We start from the raw sequence: 24,145 nt of genomic DNA, 5'->3' as shown, positions 1-24,145 counted from the left end.
AGCGTCCAGGCCGCTTACGGCTACCAGCTCCGTTTTACAGGCAATACCTTCCGACAGCTTGGAGCCACAGGGTTGAAGCTCGGCAATGGAATCAAGATGAGCCAAATTGTAAGCAACACCTTCGAAGCTATTGCAGCTAACGGTATCGAACTTCGGTCCCCCAAAACGGCTTCCATCACCGATCTGACATCACAGGTGCTGATCGGCAACAACACCGTCTCGCGCGTCGGTCAGCAGTATACGAACGGCATAGGCATAGTAGGCTATTTTGTTCAAAGCGTCGTTATCGAGCACAACGAGATCTCGTACTCACCTTATATGGGGATACAGCTTGGCGGCCAGGCGGGCTGCAATTGTGAAACCGGAATGCGGACGAACCGAATCCGCGCCAATCGCATCCATCATGTGATGCAGCTTCACGATGACGGGGGAGCCATTTATACGCTGGGCCGGCAGCCCGGAACGATTGTCGATCGAAATTACATCCACGATTTGAGCAAAAGCGCCTATGCAATGGGTTACCCTGTCGCCGGTCTCTATCTTGACAATTATAGCGAGTATATCCGTGTACAAAACAATGTCCAATCATCGATCGATACAGCCTCGGGTGCGGCTCTGACCTACGAGCAGGCCGGTGTCGGAGCCATGAACAATCTGTGGTCCGGCAACGATACGCAGGATCCCGCGGTCAAGGGCGAAGCAGGCGTTAGCTCCGCCTACACGGAATCCCCTATCGTCCTGTTGGAGGAAGACTTCGACGGAGGAACAGCCGGGACAATACCTGCAGGATGGACGGTTACCACCGGCAGCGGCAGTGTACAAACAGCCAATATGCCGAGCACGACGGATAAAAGCGTGCTGCTGAGCAAGTCCGTCTCCGCAACAACGACGAATGCGCAAATAACATGGGCACCTTCCGCCGGAATTGTCTCCCTTCAGCTTCGGGTTCTCCCTGAGCAGACGGGCGGCTGGAAGATGGCTCCCTATATTCTCGACGGCACAGGAGCGCCTGCTATAAGTGTAGCTTTCGATTCCGGTTCCATTAAGGCCTATAACGGCACCACACTGACTACCCTGCAAAGCTTTACGGCGGGTACTTGGTATGAGCTGCTGTTGGTGATGAATACCGATACCGACAAGTTCGATCTGTATGTGGACGGAATCCGCCGTCTTGCGAATGCCGACTTCCGCAGCGCTGCAGCCAATTTGGGCGGCATTCGGCTTGGCATTGGCGATGGACATACAGGGAGCTTTTACTTTGATCAGTTGAAGGTAGAAGCACCTTAATCGCTTTCTATTACTATAGAGGCCGAACCTGATCCGTCATTCCGGTTCAGGTTCGGCCTCTAGGCATTAGTACGGCGGCTTCTGTGGCTTGCCATATTTCCATTCACAAATTTCTGACGGTCGCCCCATTGTAGAACGTGCCTTGCACGCGAATATGCTCGTAAGGCATTTGAGTATTGGCGATCCGCCACAGCAACCGGTCGGCGGCCCGGTACCCCGTCTCTTGCATAAACAGCACGGGACGTGTAATGTCCGGAACGATGCTGGCCTGCAGGTAATCGATAAGGATAATCGACATATCCCCGGGTATCTTACGTCCGGCTTCGCTGCAGGCGTAAAACAACCAGGACAAATTGGTCGATTGGGAAGAACAGATCAGTGCCGTAGGATTGTTGCGCTCAAGATGACTTTGGAACGTCGCAATCCACTTGGGATCAATCGTGGAGAGCCCGATAAAATGGCTGCTCTCTTCGACCTCAATGCCCGCCTGCTTCATCGTCAGCTGAAATGCGTCCCAGCGATGCTTGTACCCCCTGGTTTTGGTCGTATCTCCAACGTACATGATATTGCGATGACCGTTTGCAATTAAATGGTGCACCGATTGAATGGTGGCTTCGTGAATATCCCAAATGATGCTGTCCACCTTGGCACCTAGAGGCGGAAAATTAATCAATACCCGCGGAAGCTTCAGCTCAAGCAGCAAGGCCTCCAGCGGCTCCGGAATCAGCGGGGCAATAAACAATCCGTCCGAGTACATGATGCCCTCTTGCTCCGCCCAATCCTCGAACCCTTCGGATGACAGCGACTGCGGCATGAAGACGATATCAACCTTGTGGCCCAGCTCCAGCATCCTCTCCTTCAAGCCAATGAACAATTGCTGAATGGTATAGGAATAATGTGAGCTGGTAACCAACAGGAAACGCCTTTGCTGAATGGAGAGCCGTGGAATTCCCTCATACAGGAGGCTTCGCTCCTGATCCTTCGTCAAATATCCGAGCTCCTTGGCCAGTTGTATGACTTCTTTTCTTGTCGTCTCGGACATCCCGGGAAGCCCGCGCAGCGCTTTGGATACGGTGTAAACGCTTAACCCCAGCTTTTCGGCTAACATAGGCAAAGTGACAGACTTTCTTCTGGCCATAGGATACACATGCCCTTTCATTTTATATTCAACAAAAACTCAACTATATCATGCTTATATTTTATTGTACCATAACGTTATCCCCCGCTAGAACAGTTTCATCTGCTGAACGAATGAACTGCTGTATTGGGAAATGACAGCGTTTTCGTTTAGAAAAGCGCGCATGACACACACACCCATGAGATTCATTGACAGGGACCTGCTGAACACTAATGAAAAACGGAGGTTGATTGTCATGGTAAAAAAGAGAAAAGCCGTTTGGGTAAGCTGCCTTCTGAGCGTTGCTTTAATGGCCGGCTGCAGCGGAGGCGAAGCGGTCCAATCAACAGGGGAGCCCGCTCCACCGAAGTCGAAGGATCCGGTAACACTGACCTGGTATTTTGCACAAAGTACGCTTGAGGCTACATTAGACCCTACGATTCAGGATGCCATAAAAGCGAAATTTCCCCACATTACCTTGAACTTTATTAATAGGGGGAAAGGCAGCGAGTATGCGGATTTAATCGCACAAGGCACGCTGCCGGACATTATTTATGAATCCGCCGCATTTACCACAAGCAGAGTCATTACGAACGGCTTTCATTATGACCTGCAGGATCTGGTCAAAAAGCATAACTTCAATCTGGATACCATCGAGCCTAACGTGCTGGCCCATACGCTTGCCCAAAGCAGTGAGAAGAAGCTTTACAGCCTGCCTTTAACAATGAATAAGTACGCTTTATTTTACAATAAGGATATTTTCGACCGGTTTGGCGTTGCATACCCGAAGGACGGCATGACATGGGACGATGTGTATGAGCTTTCCCGGTCCTTGACCCGGACGGACGGAGCGGTTACGTATCAAGGGTTTACGACGCAGCCCAACAATATTATGCTGAATAACCAGCTGTCTCTCAGCCCTCTCCATCCGAAGGAAGACAAAGCGACCATTCATAATGACGGCTACAAGCTGCTGTATGACAACTTGAAGCGCTTCTTCGATATCCCGAATGCCGTCATCGCTCCCCTCGGCGATTTCTCTAAGGGAACGATCGCAACCATGGTCAACAGCCACCCCGGCATTATCGGTGCCGTTCGCGCCAACCCTCAGCTCAATTGGGATGTGGTGTCGGTTCCAAGCTTGAAGGAGAAGCCGAATGTCGGGTTCAAGCCCGCTACCTTGTCGCTGTTCGTCGCCCAGACGTCAAAGTACAAGGACGAGGCCTTCGAGGTCATCGCTTATATGCTCTCTGAGGAAATGCAGACGCTTCTATCCAAGAATGGACAGGGAACCACTCTCAAGAGCACGGCCGTGAAAAAGGCGTTCGGCCAAAACGTTCCGGAGTGGCAGGGCAAAAACGTAGGCGCCCTGTTCTATTATCCCGATGCGCCTCCATCGGAGCCGCGGGATTCCCAGCTGACCGATGTCGGCGTCGACTTCGGCACTTCCTTTGCAACCATGGTTAAGGATAAGACGGATTCGAACACGGCACTGAGAAGCTTCGAGGAGCAGATCAACCAAGCTATCGAAACGGCCAAGGCAGCGAAGGCGGCAAAGCCCAAATAACAATGGTTTGGAAAAAGCGTTTGGTCACATGACCAAACGCTTTTTTCGGCATGCCGTGCAAGAACTATTCATTACCTGCGTCGTGAGGAATCGTGACCTTGGCCGTGCCGCTGCTCTGGTGCCCCGCCCGGTCCGTTGCCGTATAGGTGATGGTGTACACTCTCCCCGTTCCCTCGCCTGCTCTTGCCGCCTTCAGCAGGAACTCGGTATCGTTCGTACCATATTCCGCTTCCGCCGCACCTTCAGGGTCCGGTTCGCTGCTTTCAATAGAATCCAGCGTAACGGAGCTTATACCCGAGATACGGTCAGCCTCTGCTACGCTCACCCGGATAGGCACCATCTGCCCGTTGGGCGGCCAAAGCTTCACCTGATCCGGCACAACAACAATCGTCGGAGCCGTTAGATCGATCGGCACCGAAGCGGTGCGAATCTCTTCTGTGTTTCCAGCCCGATCCGAACTCCGGTATTCCAAGACATTCCTTCCCTCGGAAGCGAGGGTAACAGCCCCTTCGTAGGACCTCCACTCCCCTCCGTTCAGCCGGTATTCCGTACGCGACACACCGGTCCCTTCGTCCGTCGCGTCCAGTGTTACCGCTACCTCGGACGTATACCAGCCGCTCTCGCCGACAGGCTCCAGAGTCGCCATCGTAATTGGCGCCGAATCGTCGGTGGACATCGTTATCGTATAGGACAATGAGCCGCTAGCCTGCAGCATAAGCATATGAATCCGTTTGTCATAGATTCGGTAGCCCTTCTGCTCCAGAGTCGCGACGGCACCTTGGTCGAAGGTAATTTGGAGCACGGAATTCCCGCGTACGAGCGTGAAGCTTCCGCTGTTCAACGAGACTTGATCGCCCGTTCCTACCGTGATCGGTACATACTCTACAAACGGCTCCGCATGGGTAACTTGTACCGAAATACCGTCCTCTAGGAAGGTAACGGATTTTGTTCCTGCCGTGCCGAGCTGGTATTGAACCTCCACCTCGCCCTGCGCTACATCGCCATGTCCGACGGCCGGCTGCAGCGTTTGTCCGTTGATTCGATAGACCGGAAGCACATTCCCGTTCTCATAGACCCGGCCGGCCGTGGCCTTCTTCGTGCCCCAGGATAAGCCGCGGTTTGTTGAGGCTGACGAGGATTCAGTCTGGCTGGACAGCATGATGCCGCCTTGCGGATGCCACAGCAGCCCGAGCCCAAAGGCTTGCATGGCTGCCTTGCGCGGACCTGCATTGAAGGCCGCGTAATAATCCGGACGCCGTACGTAAGTGAACTGCAGTCCGCTCCGATCATCATTACGCTGGTGATTGAATCGCTCGCTTGCAAGGTAAGGGAGCTGAGCAACCGCTGCCGCACGCTCGGCTTCCGTAGGGTAGTAGCGGTACAGGATCCGGTTATACAGTCCGTATGGATTGTAGGAGCTGTTTCCGTTCAAGGCCAGAGCCGGCACATTCGGCCAGATGCCGTCCTTCACGATGTCACTTTTGGCTTTGACAATCTCCGCCGCAACTTCCTCCTGCGTTTTGACGAAAGCTCTGGCGAGCGGGAGCTTCTCTGCGAGAGGAATATCTTTTCTTTCGTAATGGCCCGAGTCTGTACGCCCGGATGCCGCCGCATTCGACGTGAAGAACGAACCGTTCGGCTCACGCACCAAATTGTAGGACAGCCAATCGATAAATTTGCTCTCCTTCGTAATCATTTTCTGTTCCAGATCGGTATTTCTGAAATAATAATAGTCCGTCATCATGTTCTGGATGTGAACCCCCATATTGTAGCCCATATCATATCCGCTGTTCTCATAATAAAAGCCGGCAGGACTAATAAAGGCGCCTGAGGATTGATCGAATCGTTCGCGCATCTTCGCTTCGATCGCCGCATCGGGATGATAAGCCAAATAAGCGGCGGTCGCCGACCACATGAGCGTATATTGATTCGTATAGGCGGTGCCATGGGTCCAGAAAGCGTTGTCGTTTAAAACGTGAACGATAGCCTTCCGGCTCGCCTCGATCACCCGATTGTATAACGCATCATCAATGGACGGGAAGTTGGGATCCGCCGCTTTAGCCTCCTCCAACAAGCGGACGGTTTGACCGAGAAATTGGAGAGCAAACGACGTCCCCGGCAAGTTGTAGCCTCCCGGACTATATTCGGAGAACGCCCCTTCCGGACTCTGCAAGGTTAAGAGATGCTCCAGCACAGCCTCCAGACGATACTTCACCTGCGGCATGGCATAATAAATATTCCATGACGAACGGTTCGTGTAGAAGTAAGTGAACCACAGGTGATTTTCCTGAACACGCGCATTGTAAGGGAAATTATCATCCGGGTTGCGGTGGACCACAATATCGATAAATCCGCGATCAGGCTCATCCAGCCGCACTGCATTCGCTACCGTGTGAAAATGCTTATAATAATAGGGAATTCCCCGGCGATCATTCACCCACACCTCCGGTGAAATGTAATCCTCATCGGCAAAATCATCCGGGTCGATTAGACTGAAGTCAGGAGCCGGAATCAGTCCGATGTCGCTGGTAGAGAGCACGGCCGGGCCGAGCGGTTTGGAAGCATGATTCCCTATGCTGGCCACAACGCTAAACTCATACTTGGCTTGGGGCTTTAGTCCTGTAAAGGTATAGGTCGTTCCGGAGACGGAAGCCTTCTCGCTGCCATTCTGGTATACATGGTAAACGACACTTGAAGATGGATTGGCTTCCATGACGGCAGGCCATGCAACCGTAATGTGACTGAGACTTGATGAGGCTGACGTAATAGCGGCCCCTGCAGGCCAGTTCAATGCCATGTTGACGGCATCCTGAAACGTGGTGCGGGCTTGCCTCAATTGGGTAAAGGCTGCTTGCAGGTCGCCCGGTAAAGCATCAGGATTCGCATTCACTGATTGAGCTGCCGCAATCGCCGAAGCAAACGCGGTAATCGCCGCTTGAGGGTACTCCCCGGGGCCCTCCCCGACCACAGCACTGCTTAGCAGCGTTTGCGACGTGTCAATCTCGTCCTGCAGCGCCTGCCGGTTGTATACGGAGAACAAAGTGGATCTACCGATTTGAATCGCCCAGGTGCTCGGGTGCGCTGTCGTATCTCCGAACACAATCTTGACATACCGCGTCCCGGGCGGCAATGCCGTCGCTTCCCAGGTCACCTTGCCCCAGCCTCCGACCAACGGATCCGTGCTGACGGACTTGTTTACATTTTGAATAGGAGTGTACACTGTATGATCAGGCGAAGCTTCGAACGACATATCTCCGGGCATGACACCAGCACCGCTTCGATTGTACCACGTCACAATTTGGAAGCCGCTCCAAATGCGTGTGTCTGCATCCGGAGTCTTGTAAATCACATAAGCCTCCCCGCCCGACGACTTGTAAAATCTGGAGTTATCCCCTCCATACCTCTCCGGGCTGCTCGTGCTTACCGCCACATTGTTTGTTTTATAGAACAGCTTCGAAGGATCGGCGCTTTCGTCCACAACGACAATAGGCTCCTCGCCGGCACTCACCGGCTGGGTAAAGAGAATTGGGGATAGCAGTGCCGCCAAGATCGAAATGCATAACGTAAGCAAGGACATTAAAGTTAGGGACCGTTTCATCCTCATCAACGTGCAAGCCTCCTTTATTTGATTTCCGGTTATCCTTTTCTTTCATTTCATTAAACTAGTAAATCACCTCTTTTCTATAGTCAACAGCACTTTTCGATATTGTAGCACAAGCCATATATGTTAAAGTAAGTGCTTACAAAATAAAAAATACAGTAAGACACAGAATTCAAAATAGTCGTAAGCTATCGATTCTGCGTCTTGATTCGGACCGTTTTTAACGCGATCCCATCTTGATAGTATATTGGAGCGTTTGACTAGCCTTCAGTATAAGCATTTGCATTTGATAGGAATACATGTGAAAGCTCCTAGGTACAAGCTTGGCCTCAGCACCTTCATCGAAGGCAATTCGAATAGCGGTGTCCCCCCGATTCAGCACAATACAACCTTGCTCCAGGTCGATCCGGTCCCCCGGGGCAGCCATAAGCGGAAGGTATTCTTCGAACCGGTCCGAATGTCGGATGTTTACCGAAATGCTCTCTTCTCCGAAGTGAACGGTCTTCTGACCCTCGGTCCCGAGCTCGTATCTCATCTCGATATCACCTGAAGCGATATCGCTGCATCCCCATATAGGCATCACTTCTTGACCGTCAACATAGTACCGCGGACAAACATTTCCGTTCTCGTACACGCGCAGACTGTTATGGTGTTTCGTGCCCCATGAGAGCCCTCTGCATAATTTCATGGATGCAGCTTCGGTCTGGCTGGACAGTATTATTCCGGCCCGGGGGTGCCACAGCAGCCCGATCCCGAATACCTGAGCGTTCACCCTGCACGGTCCCGCATTAAACGCAGCATAATAATCCGGTCGCCGCACGTAGGTGAACTGAAGCCCGCTGCGGTCGTCGCTGCGGTGATGGTTGAAGCTTTCGCTCGCGAGATACGGAAGCTTGGCGATCGCCTCCGCACGTTCTGCTTCCGTGGGATAATAGCGGTACAAGATGCGGTTGTACAGGCCGTACGGATTGAACGCACTGCCGCCTTTCCTCTGCAGCTCCGGAACATTAGGCCAGCTGCCGTCATTCACGATCTCGCTTTTCGCTTGCTGAATCTCCAAAGCCACCTCTTCCTGCGACTTGACAAAGGCTCTAGCCAGCGGCAGCTTCTCTGCCAGCGGAATATCCTTTCTCTCATAGTGAGCGGATTCCGTGCGCCCGGAAACAGCTGCATTGGATGTGAAAAATGATCCGTCCGGCTCCCGTATCAGATTGTAGGACAGCCATTCGATAAACCTGCTCTCCTTCTCGATCATTTCTTGCTCTAACGGAGTATCTTTGAAATAGTAATAGTCCGCCATCATATTCTGAATATGAACACCCATGTTGTAGTTCATATCAAAAGCGTGATTCTCATAATAAAATCCCGCAGGGCTGATGAAGGCGCTCGCAGATTCGGCCATCCTCTCACGCAGCTTCGATTCGATTGCCCCATCCGGACGGAAGGCCAAGTAGGCGGCGGTTGCCGACCACATCAAAGTATATTGATTGGTGAACCCGGTGCCGTGCTTCCAATGCGCACTGTCATGCAAGACGTGTTCAATCGCCTTACGGCTCGCTTCTAACACCTTGGTATAAAGATTCTCGTTAATGAACGGGAAGTCGGGATTCGACTTCTTCGCTTCCTCCAATAGTCGGACGGTTTGACCGAGAAATTGCAGTGCGAATGACGTCCCCGGCAGGTTGTAGCCTCCCGGGCTATACTCGGAGAACGCTCCTTCCGGTCCCTGTAAGGTTAGCAGGTGCTCCAGTATCGCCTCCAGCCGATATCGGACCTGAGGCATGCCGTAGTAAAGATTCCATGACGCCGGGTTCGTGTAGAAGTAAGCAAACCAAAGGTGATTCTCTTGAACTCGTGCATTATAGGGGTAGTTATGCTCCGGACTGCGATGCACCGCAATATCGACGAAACCGCGATGAGGCCCCTCCAACCGCACTGCATTTGCCACCGTGTGAAAGTGCTTGAAGTAATACGGGATTCCCCTGCGGTCGTTCAACCACACTTGTGGGGAAATGTAATCTTCATCGGCGAAATCGTCCGGACGTATCCGGCTGAAATCGGGGGCGGGGACCGGCGCCGCGCCGGCGGCCGACATTTCTGAGGGCTTGCTCGCATTCCCGCTTCCATCAATAATCATCATGGGTTCCTCCGCATCCAATAGATTGCAGCTTAGCACTTCGATCATAATACAGTCTATAAGCCTCTATCCAGTTGCGTTTTAGTTGTATTAACGAACAAAAACCCGGCACCTGCCGGTACCGGGCATTACATTTTCCGTTCACTATTCCACCTTGGCATAAAACTTGGTCCAATGCTTATTTCCTTTATTGACAAGGTCCGCGACCGTCCTCTCAATGACACGATAGGCCGCCTGCCGGAACCAGGCGATTTCTTCGAGAAAGGTTTCCTCCGCTTCCTGCACAGCCTTATAGCCTGCCTCAGCAGAGAGACCACGCCTCTCGTAATGGGTTTGTTCATGCTTCTCCACTTCATCCATCAGATGATCGAAGGCCAAAAGCACATCCTCGTGGCCCTCCAGGCAATTCACACTGATCAGCTCGTTTTTGAATTCCTCCAGCCGTTTGCGCACGTTTCCCCCGCTCCTTGTCATGAATTTTCCTTTAGTAGTCTTTGCCATAAGCGTCAAATCCATGCAAGACAATCGCACACTTGCATTTTTCGCCCATATACTAGAGGAAAGTAAAAAAAGGAGCGTTGCGCCAATGAATTATGGTCCGATCTCATTTATCCATCGTCAGTCATATCCTGTCGCTTGGACACCGTCGAAAGTAGAGTTAAACCAAAAACTGAGGACTTTATGGGAACAGCACGTGTATTGGACGAGACTAACGGTAAATAGCATCGTTGGGCGTCTTCCGGATGAAAATGTGACGACAGCCAGGCTTCTGAGAAACCCTTCCGATTTTGCCGCCGTGCTTGGGCCTCTGTACGGCTCACGTATCGCAGCGCAATTTGCCCAGCTGCTTCGCGAACATCTCACGATTGCTGCCGAACTCGTCAAAGCGCTTCAGGCGGGAAATACGGTTACTGCTCAAGCTGCTCAAAAAAGATGGTTTAGGAACGCCGATGCTATAGCCGAATTTCTAAGCAGTATCAATCCTTTTTGGTCTAGAGCCCAATGGACTGCTATGATGCATGAGCATCTGAATCTTCTCAGTAGTGAAGTGGCCGCTCGAATTGCCGGAAATTATGAAGAAAACGTCGCTACAAATGACCGAGTCGAACCACAAGCTTTACTGATGGCCGACGTGATGACGGGTGGGATCGCTGAGCAGTTTCCGACGGCCTTTTCTGCTTCCAGGGCTTGGTACTAATCATCCCAATAGGGCAAATGCCAAAATATGGTATGCGTAGGCTCATGCACAATCGCTTCCCCCCTTATTCTTATACAATATCTCATCCACAATGGGGAGGTAGATTACCAGCATGGTTAACGTTAGCCCGCGCTTCAGAAGATTGTGCAATCAGTTCTCAAGGATTTTAGGTGGAGAGCATGAAATCGATCCGGGACCCGTATGCTTTGTAAGTCGATCCAGAAGATTAAACGCTACGATTCTTGGCAGACGCACGAATTCTCCTTTAGTCCGTTATCAGCTGTTTTCCTTTGAGTCACTGGACAGCTCCGGCCGCGCTTTATGCTTGGGAGAAACGGCTGTATTTCAAAATCAGGCCAATCGGTTGATTCGCAATCTCCAAAGAAATGGAATCAAAGTGACTGCTCTGCATAATCACTGGTTGAATGATAGTCCTAGGTTAATGTACATTCACTGGGAAGCCATCGACAATCCGATCGCCTTTGCGCGGAAAACGAAGCGTTCCATCGCTTTCCTCGGCTAAGTGAAGCATCAAGTTCATTCAGGGGTCTGCCAAAAGCTGGCCCCTTTCAACTTTCCTTTACGAGCTGTCATTTCTTTCTAAGGAAGCATTTTCAAAAGCAGCTCATACCCCATTGCTTTGTCATAATTTGTCGTTTATAATGAGCTAAAAGTCACGTTAAATTATCAACAATTACAACTATGGAAAGTCATCGGGGGTTGAAATCACTATGCCGCTACGCAGGAAAATCATGCTCTACATACTGGTGACAACACTGATCCTGTTTTCCGTTCTTTATCTCATTTCCGAAAATACGCTGCTGGAAAATTACAAGAAGATGGAAAACAGCACTATGCACGAGAGCATGAAACAAAGCCTGCTTGCCTATTACGACGAATATACGAATCTCGGAGCGATTGCCATCAATTATGCCGGATGGGACGATACGTACAGATTCATTAACCGAACACCCATTCCCACGCCGAACGATCCTTATCTGACAGTAAATTACACGGATTCCTTGTTTACGTCCAGCCGTTTGAATATTGTACTGCTTATGAATAACCGGAGGGAGATTTATTTCGCGAAAGCATATGATTATGCAGGCTTCCGGCCGCTGAATTATCCGTCTGCGTTCATCGATGCGCTGCTAAAGGATCATTCCGCCTTTCTCGAACAACCCGATTCCTTGGCTCGAAAGCAAGGGCTGCTGGTGATCGACGGCCAGCCTATCATTGCCGCATCTTATCCGATTTTGACCAGCGACAACCTAGGTCCCGTTCGGGGAACGCTGCTGTTTGCCCGGTTTCTCGATGCAAATTACATTCAATATATTGCTCAAAAATCGGACATGCCCTTGCAAATCAAGGTGGTGGATCCTTCCTACCGTCCGCCTGCCGAAGCTGTCCCTGTATACTTGCCCGGCAAACGTGATGCGCTGTTCTGGACGGAAACCGATGAAGATGTAAACCGCGGCTTCTGCCTGCTTACCGACTTTGAGAATCGGCCGGCGCTCGTTCTGCAGTTTGAAAAGCCACGAGATTTATATAAGGAAGCTAAAAGGAGCATCAACTTTTATTTAGTTTATTATGCACTATCCGCTGTACTGTTCTTTTTCATTATTATCGTCGTTCTGCAGAAAACGTTGTTTACAAGACTACAGCACACCGTCATTGGAATGAATCGCATTAAAAATCATCAGGATTTCTCGATTCGCCTTCAGGAGACCGGCAATGACGAAATGACCATGCTTGAAAGATCCTTCAATCACATGATGGCTTCTCTTCAGCAAGCGCAAACGGAAATCCATTATCAAGCGTTACATGATCCGCTAACCTGCATTCCCAATCGCAAAGCGTTTTATCAATGCTTGGAGGATTACATACACCGCAATATTCCCTTTGCCGTATTGTTCGTTGATTTGGATCGGTTCAAATTGATTAACGATACGATGGGTCACAGGTCCGGTGACTTGCTGTTAATCAGTACGGCCGAAAGATTGCAGGATTGCATCGATGCAAACGATGTCCTTTGCCGTATGGGAGGAGATGAGTTTTGTATCATTACTTTCCGCAACCGGAGCGCCAATCAGGTAGAGCATTTGGCACAGGTTATCAAGGAGACCATAGGGTCCCCCTTCGAGCTTGAAGGCTGCCGCACTACGATTTCAGCAAGTATTGGGATCAGTCTTTATCCGGAGCATGGCGATACGGCGGAAAGCTTGCTTCACTATTCCGACACGGCCATGCTGGATGTCAAGGAAGCCGGGAAAAACAACTATCGCTTGTATACCGAATCGCTTGATACGGTAAGAATCCGCAGATTGAAGATCGAACAGCATCTTAAGACCGCCATCGATAACCAAGAGCTTTCCTTGCACTATCAACCGAAATGGAACCTTCAACTTGACAGAATGACAGGAGTCGAGGCTCTGCTCCGGTGGACGAATCCGGACCTTGGAACCGTATCGCCCTACGAATTCATCCCGATCATTGAATCCTCAGGCTTGATTCACGATATTGGAGAATGGATTATCCGAGCTGCGTGTCGTCAATACGCTGAATGGCAAAGCCGGAATCCGGATATGTCCCTGCTGGTGGCCATTAATATTTCCGGTATCCAGCTGCTGGAGCCTGGATTTGTTGAAAGACTGCAGCTCATTTTTATGGAGGAGAAGGCAGTCCCGCATCATTTTGAGCTGGAAGTAACGGAAAGCTTCGCCATTGAAAAATTCGATGAGATTATCGATGTTTTCCTGCGGTTGCGCGAACTCGGATTTACGCTTTCTATCGACGACTTTGGGGCAGGGTACTCTTCGATGAAATACGTGTGCCAGCTCCCCATCCATATTATGAAGATTGACAAAACCTTGATTGACCAATTGAAGGATAACCCGCGTAACCAGGTCATCATCTCTACCCTTATCGAGATGGCTCACCAACTGGATATGACCGTTGTAGCCGAGGGTGTGGAGACGGTGGAGCAGCTGGAGCTTCTGAAATCCTACCGCTGCGATCAAATCCAGGGCTACTATATCAGTAAGCCGGTTCCGCCGAATCAAATTCAAGAAACGTTAGCAGGATGTACCTAAGCGTTGGCTTAAGGTACATCTTTTTTTGTTTGAGGGCTGGTTGTTCCGACTGAATCGCCTCAATACAACAAAGTCGAGTTTGACCTACGAAACCCCTTATCCGCCAAAACCAAAGAAAAGAGCCGTTAAGGATTAGAAAAAGAGCCTCGCAGACATGACGTCTGCAGGCCCTTTTGCATGAAATGTTATGTAGTCCCCGTTATTTAATGACGCTGCCTCCAAACATAAATCGGTATTCCCAATGCTTGTTATCAATCGTATCCACACGTACTCCGCCGGAGTCGTTGGACCAAGTGTTCAGCATTTTTCCGTCACCTAAGTAAATCCCGACATGCGTAATTCTTTGTCCTAATTTATTCGACTTCGGGTAGTCGTCTGAGCTCGTCCCGCGGTAGGACATGAAAAACATCAAGTCACCGCGTTTCAGGTTTTTCCAATTGGTTGTAATCGTATCGTGTTCCTTTACCCAGTCGCCTTGCTTACGCGAGTCCGTAGGCAGCGTAATACCGCCTGCTTCCTTGAAAATATGCCGAACAAAATCAGAGCAATCAAAGGTATTGGTATTGTTTCGGTTGGAGCCGAATTCATATGGAGTACCCAAAAAATCGTAGCCGAGCGCTATAACCTTCTCAATCCTGGCCGATGCGCTGCCTTGGTTGCCGGAGGAACCACCGCTTGACGAGCCACCGGAAGAACCGCCGGAAGAACCACCGGATGAGCTGCCCGAAACCTTAATGTATTTCGAGCTTGTTGATATGTAACCGATATCCCCATTCTTGTCGCGCACTTTAAACCAAAAGCTGTTCACCTGATCGAGTATCGTTACTTTCTCGTCTGCTTTCAGCATGCGAATGACACGGGAATCCGTGCTGGAACCGGCGCGCATATTGACACCGCTGACGATTGTACCCGTCTGACCAGACTGTTGCGAGCTTTGCGATACGTTTATGTATTTCGAGTTGGAGGATACATAGCCTACGTCGCCGTTCTTGTCTTTGACCTTATACCAATAATTGTTCACTTTTTCGACGATCGTTACTTTCTCGTCTTCCTTCAGCATACGAATGATTCGAGAATCCGTATTTGGTGCGGTGCGGAAATTCACACCGTCTTCAATGGTTCCAATTTGGGCAGCATAGGCTTGTCCTTGAGGTATCAAGCTTGTCCCAGCCACTATAGCTGTGGATAGGAATGCCGTTAAACGCATGACTTTGAGCTTTGTCATTTTCACTGCAATTTCCTCCATTTGGTCTAGTTGTTTGCCGGCTGGCATATTTACTATAACATATCCAAGTTTGGAAGAAATCCCTTAAATATTGCCAATTCACGCAGCAGAGGCATGGAGGACGGCGAAATGCCGTAGTCCATGCCCTGCATTTTGTTTACATAACTATTAATATGTAAACTACCATCGACCAACATCTATCACTTTGCCGTCACCAAGCTGCGATTGAATAGCCGCTTCAATGATCTCTTGAACGGCTAGCCCGTCTGCGCCGGAAGCCTCGATGCGCTCGGGAGCGACCCCTTCCTCGAGCTGTTGAATGAACGTCGCGATACGGGATCGAAAGGTCGCGTCGAAGCCTGGAAAGCCCCCAAGCACGGGGTTGCGGTAGACTCTAAGCTCCTCTTGCCCGTGGGGATAGTATGTTAATGACTCGTAAACATTATCGAGCACGAAGCGCCCCCGATGCCCCGCTACCTCACAGGCTTCAATCGGATGCCGGTTATCCATGTCATAGCTGCCTGTCAGATGTCCGACAGCTCCGGAGGCGAACTCCAGATTGATGGAGGCGGTGGACCACATGGAGCGGCCCGGCGCCTTCGTCATGAAAGCTTGAACCCGCTTGACATCTCCTGCAAAATACCTCAGCACATCGAAGGAGTGCGGGTGCAGGGCTCGCATGTGCAGCCACGGGCTGGTTTCCTTCGCGTTGCCTATCGACAGCTTCATATTCACGAATAGCAAAGAGCCTAGGTCACCCGCCTCGACCCACTCCTTCGCCTTACGTGCCATAGGGGTAAATCGATGGTTCAGGTTGCACCCGAGCCGGACCCCCTTTTCCCTCGCGAAGCTGACCATTTCCCGAGCTTCTCCGAGATCATTGGAGATCGGCTTCTCTACAAGAACACTCTTGCCTGCGGCGATGGCCGCCATCGCCGGGCCATAGTGGTGGGAACCGTTCTCTATTCCGCCGGTAGCCACGCTGACGAGATCGATCTCCTCCTGCTCTAACATTTGGTTAACATCATAGTACGCCTTCGCTCCGAACAGTGCCGCTGCCCGATCTGCCAACTCCCGATCCAGATCACAAACGGCCTTCAGCTCAGCATCGGGATGCTCTCCGTAAGAACGGCAATGGATCCGCCCGATATTGTTCAGCCCGACAACCGCAACCTTCTGCATTGCGCCCTCTCCTCGATTCGTTATTCCGCCGGTTCGCTCTTAGTGAATCACGCTCTCTCGGACGAGTTCTCACGGGCTGCCGCAACCGTTTCGGCTCCTTGGCCCGCTTCCTTCTCCGCCTCCTTGGCCTGCAGCTTTCTTGCCGAGGAAGCCGACCGAATCTGCATGGAATCATACGCCTGCTGGGAGGATGTGAAAGGCCCGCAGCCCTTCCCGTGCCAGTTCAGATTCGTGTACATCGGATTGGTGCGTCCGGTCGCCCGCTCTCGTGCAGCGATATGCGACTCCATTCGTGCTGTCAGCAGCTGTACGAGCTCCGGTTCTTCTGCAGCTACATTGTTCAGCTCAAGCGGATCCCGGATCAGATTGTACAGTTCCACCTCCGGCTTGAAGTGCAGATCCGGCTCCAGCGCTATGATCAGCTTCCACTCCGATGTGCGCCAGCCATGCTTGCGCATCCAGGTGCACTCGGTGATGTACATTTCGCTCTCCGGGACGCGTTCCTCTCCCCGGATGAGCGGCAGTAAGGACCTGCCGTCGAAGGAGATGTCCGTATCGATGCCCAGAAGCTCCAGTAAGGTCGGCATAATGTCTTTAATCTGCGTGGGGCTGCTTACCCGCTTGCCGGCCGGAAGCTTGCCGGGGTAACGCAGGATCAGGGGGACGACCAAATTCGATTCGTATAACCCGTGATGGTCGTAATAGCACTCATGCTCGTTCAAGGTTTCCCCATGATCGGAGGTCACGACAATCAAAGTTTCCTCCTCCAGACCGAGCTCCTCCAGTTGCCGGAACAATGCTTGAATGGATGCGTCCATGTAAGCGACAGCCCCGTCGTACTGAGCATCAATATACGAACTGTCCGTGCAGCCTTCGGGAAACCAGGAGGTGAAATATTCGACAAACGGCTTAAAATCATATAACGCATCCAAGGAGCGATTATTTGGATTTTTCTCATCCCCGCCGTAAAAAAGACGCTCAAACGGCTTCGGAGGCAAATAAGGAGTGTGCGGGTCCATGTGACGAAGGAATAAGAAGAACGGTTGTTCTCCGGCCGCAAGCCTCTTCATCTCGGGCAGCGTGACCTCGTTCAGGTTCTCCGCTTTGGGACAGCGTCCCGTTTCGTCCGGCAGCCATGCTTCATAGTTCAGATAAGTCTGAAAGCCGCGTGCCGAAGGATTGCCGGTAAATCCGACGCAGGTTGTGTTATAGCCCTGCTCCCCAAGTACCTCCGCGAGCGTCTTCACATGTTCGCCGAGCGGACCGCCGTGCCGCAGCGCAACGACATCCGTACCGAAGCAGTCCATTCCCGTCAGCATCGAGGCATACCCCGGAGTGGTGGGAATGCTTGGAGAGAAATGCTGCTCGAACAGCACCCCCTCCTGACCCAATTGATCCAGATGCGGGGTTGTTAATCGCGAATATCCGTAGCTGCTCATATGATCTCTCCGCAGGCTGTCAATTCCAAGCAATAGCAGGTTGGGCCGTTTTTTCTTCATCGTGCAGGACTCCTTTTTTATCAGGTTATTCCTAAAAATAAATGACAGCTAAGCGAGCTTATCTGGCTCCGAGGGACTTCAATACCGCATGCAGATATCCGCGGCTTTCGGCAGCGACAACGGACAGCTGCGCGAGAGAATGGCCGTTCGCCCCGATTACCTCCAGATTGACCGGTCCGTCATAACCGCTCTCCACCAGCACTTTGCAGTAGTCGATCAGGTTGATATCTCCGCGCCCGCAGGCTTGGGCTTCGATGGGACCCGGACCCGCCTGGCGCCCTTTGCAGTCCCGGATATGGATATGCCGGACCCGGCTGACCACCTGGGCCAGCGCTTCCTCGGGATTCTCTCCGGCACGGTAAATATGGCTCGGATCCATATCGATCCCAAACGCAGACGAGCCGATGCTCTCCATTGCGCGAAGCGTCGTAGGCGTATTGTAGACCGATTGTCCAACGTGCGCTTTGACACACAAGGTCACCCCATATTCACCGGCCAGCTCCGCCATCCGCGCAAGCTTATCGATCGAAGCGGACAAGTCCTCGTCCACGTTCGATTTGCCCCCCGGACCGACGTTTACGATCGGAACACCGAGCTCTCGTGCGGCCTCGAATGCCAGCTGCAGCCGTTGTTCATCCAGCGAGGCTACCTCCATCGAGAGAAGCGCAAGGCCGAGCTCCTCAGTGATTGCCTTGATTTGCGGGGCTTGCTCCCTCCAACGTTCCAGCTCAAGATGCTCGCACATGCCTTTAATCGCCGCCAGCTCGATTCCGTCGTACCCGCAGAGCTGAATATGCTTAGCTGCGGTTGCGAAATCGTATTCCTTGAACAACACCGAGTTTATTCCTAATCGGATCATCGTTCCATCCCCCTATGATTAAAGCTCGACGATATTGGATGTTTCAAAGGAGCGGATCGCAGCCTCAATGATGTATTGAGCCCGGAGTGCATCCTCTCCGGAGCCGTTGATTTGGTCGAAGGGCACCTTGGCGTCCAACTGCTCGATCCAATCGCTGATCCGGCTCTTGAACGTTTCCGGGAAGGCCTTCATCCCGCCAAGGCAGCGGTAGGATTCCGTCTCAATCCCTTGCCGCGGATAAAAGGTAAGCTGCTCGCACGCATCCTCGAGCACGAATCGGCCCTTGGACCCGACTAGCTCGCAGCGCTCCAGCCCATAGCTCGGTCCGGCATCGTAGCTCCCGACCAGGTTGCCGATGGCGCCGTTCTCGAATTCCATGATGATTTGGGCATTGGACCAAATCGTTCTGCCCTCTCCCTTCATCATAAAGGCAGCTACACGCTTCACGTCGCCGCAGAAGTAGCGGATCACATCGAACGAATGCGGATGAAGCGCCCGCAGATGAAACCACGGGGAGGTCTCCACCGGGTTGTTGATCCACATTTTCATGTTGATCATGTGCAGCTTGCCGAGCCGCTCTTCCTCCACCCAACGCTTGGCCCGCTCCGCTGCGGGAGTGAAGCGGTGATTTAAATTAACGCCGTAAGGAAGCTGCTTCTCCCGGGCAAGCGCGACCATTCGTTCTCCTTCCTCGATCCGGTTGGAGATCGGCTTCTCTCCGAGAACCGGAACGCCTGCGCCGAGCAGCTGCATCGTTGGTTCAAAGTGCTCCCCGCCGTTCTCTTCCCCCTTCGTCGCTACACTGCAAGCGTCCAGCCGGATCCCGCTGTCCAGCATCTCCTGCACGCTGTAGAATGCGCGGCAGCCGAATTTCTCGGCCGCCCGGTCGGCCTTCTCCTTCACAATATCGCATACGGCCACAAGCTCCGTTTTCGGATGCTCCTTATACACACCCGCATGAATAGACCCGATGTTCCCGACCCCGACGACCCCAACCTGCAACGTCATATCACTACCTCCGTTTATGAACTGGATTTGGTATACAGCTCCCTGTACTGCCCAGGTGGACAGCCGACCTTGCGCCGAAACAGCTGAGTGAAGAAAGACGGATCCTCATATCCCACTTTATGTGCGATCTCGATCACCTTCTCATGACCGTCCAGCAAATACTGCTTGGCTCGCTCAATACGAATTTGATGAATGCGCTCCGTTACCGTCAGCCCGGTCTCTTGCTTGAAGATGCGGTTCAGCTGCCGGTTGCTGATATTGAAAAAATCGCATAAATCCGGCACCGCCAGCTTCTGGTCAAAGTGCCGCTCCAAAAAACCGTTGATTCTGCGGATCAAAACCGTCCGCTCCTTCTCGAGCGGCTTGTGCTCCTGGCTGCATCCCTCGGCATAAAATCGGGACAGAATGATCAGCAGCTGAAGCAGCTGCAGCCGGATGACAGTCGGGTAACCGGGGCGATGCTGCTCCCACTCGACGATCATGGCCTTAAGCAGAGCGCTGACCTCCCCCGCCTTGGGCCCGGACAGGTTAAGCTTGTGGTGAAAGCGCTCTCGCGCATCGAGAAAGGGATATACGTAGAAGTAGTCCATGGAGCGGGAAACCCCTAATTCGCGCAGAAGCGCTTCATTGATCAGCTCAGGCAAGAACAAGCAATTGATGAGCTCGATGCGCTGACCGGGCATAGTCCGGTACGAGTGCACCTCACCCGGATTGATGATGAAGACATCGCCGGCTCGGATCGGATAGCTTTGTCCCTCGAAGCAATGCTCAGCCTGACCGTCCGCTAAGTACACCAGTTCAACAAAGTCATGCGAATGTTCCGTAATTTCCTTGTCATGAACATAGGAACCGATGCTAAAGGGGCATTCACTTTCATGAAAAAACTGTGCCTTGTGCAGCTGGCGTACCATGGGTCCTCCTTCGTTTCTTCGGAATACGCCATGCTCGTGCTTGTAATTGTGTAAGACCGGCGCTTCCTGCGTAGTAGCCGTCTTCCTCCCTTTCCATTTCCTGCTACATTTATCATAAAGGAATCAAGCAATTTCCGCATTGTGAAATCCGCCAATTTCATAGGCGATTACGCCAACCGTGATCCCTACCCTTTCACGGCACCCGCCGTCATCCCAGCTACGATCCGTTTATTGAAAAATAAAAATAAGATAAGCGGTGGAATGGAAATCAAGACCACATCGGCAAAAAGCAAATTCCAATTCGTCAGATACATGCTCATGAAATTGTATAGCGTAAGCTGTACGGTCGCGTTCTCCGCTCCGGGCAAAAAGTACAGCGGGTTGACAAAGTCATTGAAGATGCTGACCGATTGAATAATGATGATGGTGGAGGAAACCGGCTTTAACAACGGGAAGATGATGTGTGTAAACAGCTTGAAGCCCCCGCAGCCGTCAATGAACGCGCTCTCGTCGATGTCGCGCGGAACGGTAGCCGTAAAAGCCTTATACAGAATGGCACAGAAAGGAAAATGAAGGGCGATTTCTACCAGCGTCAAGCCGGGAAGCGTCTTGAACAGCCCTACGGAATTCAGTACCCAGATCGTCGGCACGACAGCCGGGGGAATCATGAGACCAGCCAGGACGAGAAAGTTAAGGCTGGCCGCTCCCCTGCTCCGCTCCCTGCGCTGTAGCACGAAACCGGCAAGTGAACTCACAAAGACAAGACCGGTCAGAGACAGAACGGTAAGCAGCGTGCTGTTGTAAAATGCTCTGATCAGCATATGATCGGAAGCGGTAAGCACGGCTGTATAGTTTTCAATGATGTGCAGCGTATCCGGCCAGGACATCGTCATATCCGCGGCTTTCACACTCGATTTGAACGAATTGACAATGACAAAATAAAAGGGCAACCAAAAAATGACTGTAGATAACACGAGCATCACCAGCGTCACAATCGATCGGCTTAAGAACGGTAGGACGCCGGCTTTTCGCTTGGCCAAAACGGACTGCGATACTCGAACGGTGCCGCTCACAGCTCCACCTCCCTTCGGTTAAGGAACATGTACAACGGGAAGGCCAGCAGCGAGATGCCGACGAACAAGATCACATTGCCCGCAGTAGCCAATCCGTAAAAGCCCGCCTGATATTGTTTGTAAATAATGGAGGCGATCAAATCCGTGGAAAAGCCCGGGCCGCCTCGTGTCGTCGCCCAGATTAGATCAAAGGTGCGCAGCCCGCCGATAAACGCAAGAATAATAACCGAATTCATTGCAGGCCGGCTAAGCGGCAGCGTAATGTGCCAAAAGCTGCGGAAGGCGCTGCCCCCGTCGATTCGGAGCGCCTCGTAATAGTGCTGGGGGATGGACATAATGCCTGCGATGTAGATTACGGTGGCAATCCCTACCCCCTTCCAGACGTCAATCAACGCAACGGAGTATAAGGCTAGCTTCGTATTGCCGAGCCAGTCCGGGCCTTCAATGCCAATGGAGGCCAAAGCGCTGTTAATGACCCCCTGCGTCGGATGCATCATCGTGCTGAAGGCAATCCCAACGGCAATCGTACTGAGCAGCGTCGGGAAAAACACCATCGAGCGGAAATAATCCTTAAACCAGATCCGTGAGGTTAACAGCGTGGCCAAGAGCAGCGCCAGGACCACCTTCAGCCCGCAGGTGACTACGGCGTAAATCAACGTATTCTTAAACCCGATTCGCAGCGAGGTTTCCTCGAAGAACATGACATAGTTGTCAAAGCCGATATACTGCCACTTCGTTAGAGTCCACCGTGTCATGCTGAAAAAAAGCGACATGATGGTTGGAAGCAGATAAAAGACGAAGTAGATGACTCCTGCCGGAAGCAGGAATAAGTAAGAATACATCTTCTTCTGTGCTAACGTCATCCCGTTCCCTCCTTACAACGCGGTCCCGCCCAGGGCGGAACCGCGGCTACTGGTATTCTGCCGCTTACCAGCCCGGTAAATTGAGCTGCTGTGCTTGCTTCCTGACGTCTTTGTCGTAATCGCTTGCCCCGTCGGAGGGAGATTTCTGGCCGGTGCCGACTTCAATAAGCAGGCTTTCCAGGTTCGGGCCTTTCACCGGCGATACGAATTCCAGAGCAGGTGCGGTTTTGCCCGCGTCAAAATAGCTCTGCATTTCCTTAATCCCCTCATATGCGTCGTCCGGAACGTTAATGCCCTTAATGACATAAGGCCCGTTGGCTTTGCTCTTGGTCATATAGATCTTCATGCCCTCCGGAGAGACCAGGAACTCCAGAAACTTTTTGGCCGCATCCGCATTCTTGCTCTTCTTGTTAATATACAGGCCGTTAGGCAGCCATACGGTAAACCCGTTGATGCTAGGGTTGTCGCTCGGAACCGGAAATACGCCGATATCGTTCACCTTATCCGGGAAGTTCTGGGCCAGCGCATCGACCGCGTGGGTCAGCATCGGATATTGGACACCGGTGCCTTCTGCCAGCATTTTGAGCGCCCCGTCGTAAGTGGTTGCGAGGAAATCCTTATTCATGTAACCCTTGTTGAACGTTTCCGCCGTCATCTCGAAGCCGCGGAGGGCCGCCGGCGTTGTGGCATATTTGGCCTTGTTCTCGGTATAATCCTTTACGAAATTCGGGTTCTGCGCCTGAACGTTGTAATGGTTCGCAAGCACATAGAGCTGGGAGGTCCAGGTTGTCTTATAGGAGCCGATGACCGCCGTTTTGCCGGCCGCCTTAATTTTATCACTGTTAGCGATGAATTCCGCCCATGTTTTGGGTACCGTAAGCCCAAGCTCCTTATAAACCCGTTTGTTATAGAGAATCCCGCCCACATTGGAGGAGCCGCCGGGCACACCGAATACCTTCCCGCCGGAGCTGACCGTCACTTTAAAGGAATCAAGCAGCTTATCCATATAAGGCTCCTTCGTCAGGTCGACGAAATTCTCTTCCGGGTTCAACGCCTGGAACAACGAGCCTGAGTTGTAGTATAAAATATCCGACATTTCTCCGGTGGCCAGCCGCGTCTTCACCAGGTTATCGCCTTCCGTACCGTCGGGCTTCACATCGAATTTGATCTTGAGGTTCAGCTTCTTCTCTGCTTCCGCGGCTACGGCCTGAAGGGCCGGATATGCCGTTCCCGTAGTCCCGGTCAACAACGTAAGCGTTTTCAGTTCAGGTCCCTTGCTATCCGCCGGAGCCGTTTTATTGTCCCCCGGAGCCCCTCCTCCTGCAGTCTGGCCTTGGGAGCATCCCGCAGCGGCTGTGGACAGCAGTGCTGCGCAAGTAATGAAGGCAACGATTTGTTTACGTTTCATACGAATACCCTCCCTATATGTGAAACCTAACCTAGGCGGCCGTGAAGCCCACCCGGCATCCAGGGTGCTGTACCCATGGAATGATAATTTCATTGTAGGAGATAAGCTTACACGGGAA

18 protein-coding genes are annotated in these 24,145 nt (G+C 52.0%); 5 read left to right on the top strand and 13 right to left on the bottom strand.

Annotated features, from left to right (window positions below; all coding sequences use genetic code 11):
* The first annotated feature begins 96 nt into the window (after window positions 1–96).
* Window positions 97–1,287, top strand: a complete 1,191-nt coding sequence (locus tag QMO62_RS27310; protein WP_348651733.1) for a right-handed parallel beta-helix repeat-containing protein — start codon at window positions 97–99, stop codon at window positions 1,285–1,287.
* A 103-nt stretch (window positions 1,288–1,390) separates the two neighbouring features.
* On the opposite strand, the gene QMO62_RS27305 is transcribed toward QMO62_RS27310, so the two are convergent.
* Entirely contained in the window at window positions 1,391–2,395 is a 1,005-nt protein-coding gene (locus QMO62_RS27305) for a LacI family DNA-binding transcriptional regulator (protein ID WP_284645654.1), read from the bottom strand.
* Window positions 2,396–2,660: 265 nt separating this feature from the next.
* Between QMO62_RS27305 and QMO62_RS27300 the strand changes: the two genes are divergently transcribed.
* The gene (locus tag QMO62_RS27300) at window positions 2,661–3,971 is read left to right on the top strand and encodes an ABC transporter substrate-binding protein (RefSeq protein WP_284645653.1); all 1,311 of its coding nucleotides are present in this window, start codon (window positions 2,661–2,663) and stop codon (window positions 3,969–3,971) included.
* A gap of 64 nt (window positions 3,972–4,035) precedes the next feature.
* On the opposite strand, the gene QMO62_RS27295 is transcribed toward QMO62_RS27300, so the two are convergent.
* The 3 genes from QMO62_RS27295 to QMO62_RS27285 form a co-directional block, all read right to left on the bottom strand.
* A complete protein-coding gene (locus QMO62_RS27295; RefSeq protein WP_372516756.1) occupies window positions 4,036–7,575 on the bottom strand; it encodes an OmpL47-type beta-barrel domain-containing protein in 3,540 nt (1,179 codons plus the stop codon).
* A 217-nt stretch (window positions 7,576–7,792) separates the two neighbouring features.
* Window positions 7,793–9,712: a hypothetical protein gene (locus tag QMO62_RS27290; RefSeq protein WP_284645651.1), complete on the bottom strand. Its 1,920-nt coding sequence runs from the start codon at window positions 9,710–9,712 to the stop codon at window positions 7,793–7,795.
* A 141-nt stretch (window positions 9,713–9,853) separates the two neighbouring features.
* On the bottom strand, window positions 9,854–10,162 hold the full coding sequence (locus tag QMO62_RS27285; RefSeq protein ID WP_284645650.1) for a hypothetical protein: 309 nt from the start codon (window positions 10,160–10,162) through the stop codon (window positions 9,854–9,856).
* A 133-nt stretch (window positions 10,163–10,295) separates the two neighbouring features.
* On the opposite strand from QMO62_RS27285, the gene QMO62_RS27280 reads away from it, so the two are divergent.
* The 3 genes from QMO62_RS27280 (at window position 10,296) to QMO62_RS27270 (ending at window position 13,999) form a co-directional block, all read left to right on the top strand.
* Complete coding sequence (locus tag QMO62_RS27280) at window positions 10,296–10,907, top strand: acetylglutamate kinase (protein WP_284645649.1); 612 nt, start codon at window positions 10,296–10,298, stop codon at window positions 10,905–10,907.
* 112 nt (window positions 10,908–11,019) lie between these two features.
* Window positions 11,020–11,430, top strand: coding sequence for a DUF1259 domain-containing protein (locus QMO62_RS27275; protein ID WP_284645648.1), 411 nt, complete (start codon window positions 11,020–11,022; stop codon window positions 11,428–11,430).
* Between the two features lie 208 nt (window positions 11,431–11,638).
* Window positions 11,639–13,999 (top strand): EAL domain-containing protein, encoded by a 2,361-nt coding sequence (locus tag QMO62_RS27270; protein ID WP_284645647.1) that lies wholly within the window; start codon window positions 11,639–11,641, stop codon window positions 13,997–13,999.
* Between the two features lie 199 nt (window positions 14,000–14,198).
* On the opposite strand, the gene QMO62_RS27265 is transcribed toward QMO62_RS27270, so the two are convergent.
* The 9 genes from QMO62_RS27265 to QMO62_RS27225 all read right to left on the bottom strand — a co-directional run bounded on the left by QMO62_RS27265 (window position 14,199) and on the right by QMO62_RS27225 (window position 24,027).
* Window positions 14,199–15,224: a C40 family peptidase gene (locus QMO62_RS27265; RefSeq protein ID WP_284646697.1), complete on the bottom strand. Its 1,026-nt coding sequence runs from the start codon at window positions 15,222–15,224 to the stop codon at window positions 14,199–14,201.
* A gap of 180 nt (window positions 15,225–15,404) precedes the next feature.
* Window positions 15,405–16,406, bottom strand: a complete 1,002-nt coding sequence (locus QMO62_RS27260; protein WP_284645646.1) for a Gfo/Idh/MocA family protein — start codon at window positions 16,404–16,406, stop codon at window positions 15,405–15,407.
* A gap of 47 nt (window positions 16,407–16,453) precedes the next feature.
* A complete protein-coding gene (locus QMO62_RS27255; RefSeq protein ID WP_284645645.1) occupies window positions 16,454–17,905 on the bottom strand; it encodes a sulfatase family protein in 1,452 nt (483 codons plus the stop codon).
* A 58-nt stretch (window positions 17,906–17,963) separates the two neighbouring features.
* The gene (locus tag QMO62_RS27250) at window positions 17,964–18,764 is read right to left on the bottom strand and encodes a sugar phosphate isomerase/epimerase family protein (RefSeq protein WP_284645644.1); all 801 of its coding nucleotides are present in this window, start codon (window positions 18,762–18,764) and stop codon (window positions 17,964–17,966) included.
* An 18-nt stretch (window positions 18,765–18,782) separates the two neighbouring features.
* On the bottom strand, window positions 18,783–19,772 hold the full coding sequence (locus tag QMO62_RS27245; RefSeq protein ID WP_284645643.1) for a Gfo/Idh/MocA family protein: 990 nt from the start codon (window positions 19,770–19,772) through the stop codon (window positions 18,783–18,785).
* A gap of 14 nt (window positions 19,773–19,786) precedes the next feature.
* Window positions 19,787–20,683, bottom strand: a complete 897-nt coding sequence (locus tag QMO62_RS27240) for an AraC family transcriptional regulator (RefSeq protein ID WP_284645642.1) — start codon at window positions 20,681–20,683, stop codon at window positions 19,787–19,789.
* Between the two features lie 185 nt (window positions 20,684–20,868).
* Complete coding sequence (locus QMO62_RS27235; RefSeq protein ID WP_284646696.1) at window positions 20,869–21,663, bottom strand: carbohydrate ABC transporter permease; 795 nt, start codon at window positions 21,661–21,663, stop codon at window positions 20,869–20,871.
* Between the two features lie 89 nt (window positions 21,664–21,752).
* Window positions 21,753–22,619: a carbohydrate ABC transporter permease gene (locus tag QMO62_RS27230; protein WP_284645641.1), complete on the bottom strand. Its 867-nt coding sequence runs from the start codon at window positions 22,617–22,619 to the stop codon at window positions 21,753–21,755.
* 64 nt (window positions 22,620–22,683) lie between these two features.
* Window positions 22,684–24,027, bottom strand: a complete 1,344-nt coding sequence (locus tag QMO62_RS27225; protein ID WP_284645640.1) for an ABC transporter substrate-binding protein — start codon at window positions 24,025–24,027, stop codon at window positions 22,684–22,686.
* Between the last annotated feature and the right edge of the window lie 118 nt (window positions 24,028–24,145).

The organism is Paenibacillus silviterrae, from assembly GCF_030167925.1.
GTDB classification, from domain to species: domain Bacteria; phylum Bacillota; class Bacilli; order Paenibacillales; family NBRC-103111; genus Paenibacillus_G; species Paenibacillus_G silviterrae.
This window is presented reverse-complemented; position numbering and strand designations above follow the sequence as displayed.

Excerpts from the sequence above, each read along its gene's own strand:
- QMO62_RS27310 (WP_348651733.1), top strand. The coding sequence starts at position 97 with ATGAGCCAAATTGTAAGCAACACCTTCGAAGCTATTGCAGCTAACGGT.
- QMO62_RS27305 (WP_284645654.1), bottom strand. The coding sequence starts at position 2,395 with ATGTTAGCCGAAAAGCTGGGGTTAAGCGTTTACACCGTATCCAAAGCG.
- QMO62_RS27300 (WP_284645653.1), top strand. The coding sequence starts at position 2,661 with ATGGTAAAAAAGAGAAAAGCCGTTTGGGTAAGCTGCCTTCTGAGCGTT.
- QMO62_RS27295 (WP_372516756.1), bottom strand. The coding sequence starts at position 7,575 with ATGAGGATGAAACGGTCCCTAACTTTAATGTCCTTGCTTACGTTATGC.
- QMO62_RS27290 (WP_284645651.1), bottom strand. The coding sequence starts at position 9,712 with ATGATGATTATTGATGGAAGCGGGAATGCGAGCAAGCCCTCAGAAATG.
- QMO62_RS27280 (WP_284645649.1), top strand. The coding sequence starts at position 10,296 with ATGAATTATGGTCCGATCTCATTTATCCATCGTCAGTCATATCCTGTC.
- QMO62_RS27275 (WP_284645648.1), top strand. The coding sequence starts at position 11,020 with ATGGTTAACGTTAGCCCGCGCTTCAGAAGATTGTGCAATCAGTTCTCA.
- QMO62_RS27270 (WP_284645647.1), top strand. The coding sequence starts at position 11,639 with ATGCCGCTACGCAGGAAAATCATGCTCTACATACTGGTGACAACACTG.
- QMO62_RS27265 (WP_284646697.1), bottom strand. The coding sequence starts at position 15,224 with ATGACAAAGCTCAAAGTCATGCGTTTAACGGCATTCCTATCCACAGCT.
- QMO62_RS27260 (WP_284645646.1), bottom strand. The coding sequence starts at position 16,406 with ATGCAGAAGGTTGCGGTTGTCGGGCTGAACAATATCGGGCGGATCCAT.
- QMO62_RS27255 (WP_284645645.1), bottom strand. The coding sequence starts at position 17,905 with ATGAAGAAAAAACGGCCCAACCTGCTATTGCTTGGAATTGACAGCCTG.
- QMO62_RS27250 (WP_284645644.1), bottom strand. The coding sequence starts at position 18,764 with ATGATCCGATTAGGAATAAACTCGGTGTTGTTCAAGGAATACGATTTC.
- QMO62_RS27245 (WP_284645643.1), bottom strand. The coding sequence starts at position 19,772 with ATGACGTTGCAGGTTGGGGTCGTCGGGGTCGGGAACATCGGGTCTATT.
- QMO62_RS27240 (WP_284645642.1), bottom strand. The coding sequence starts at position 20,683 with ATGGTACGCCAGCTGCACAAGGCACAGTTTTTTCATGAAAGTGAATGC.
- QMO62_RS27235 (WP_284646696.1), bottom strand. The coding sequence starts at position 21,663 with ATGCTCGTGTTATCTACAGTCATTTTTTGGTTGCCCTTTTATTTTGTC.
- QMO62_RS27230 (WP_284645641.1), bottom strand. The coding sequence starts at position 22,619 with ATGACGTTAGCACAGAAGAAGATGTATTCTTACTTATTCCTGCTTCCG.
- QMO62_RS27225 (WP_284645640.1), bottom strand. The coding sequence starts at position 24,027 with ATGAAACGTAAACAAATCGTTGCCTTCATTACTTGCGCAGCACTGCTG.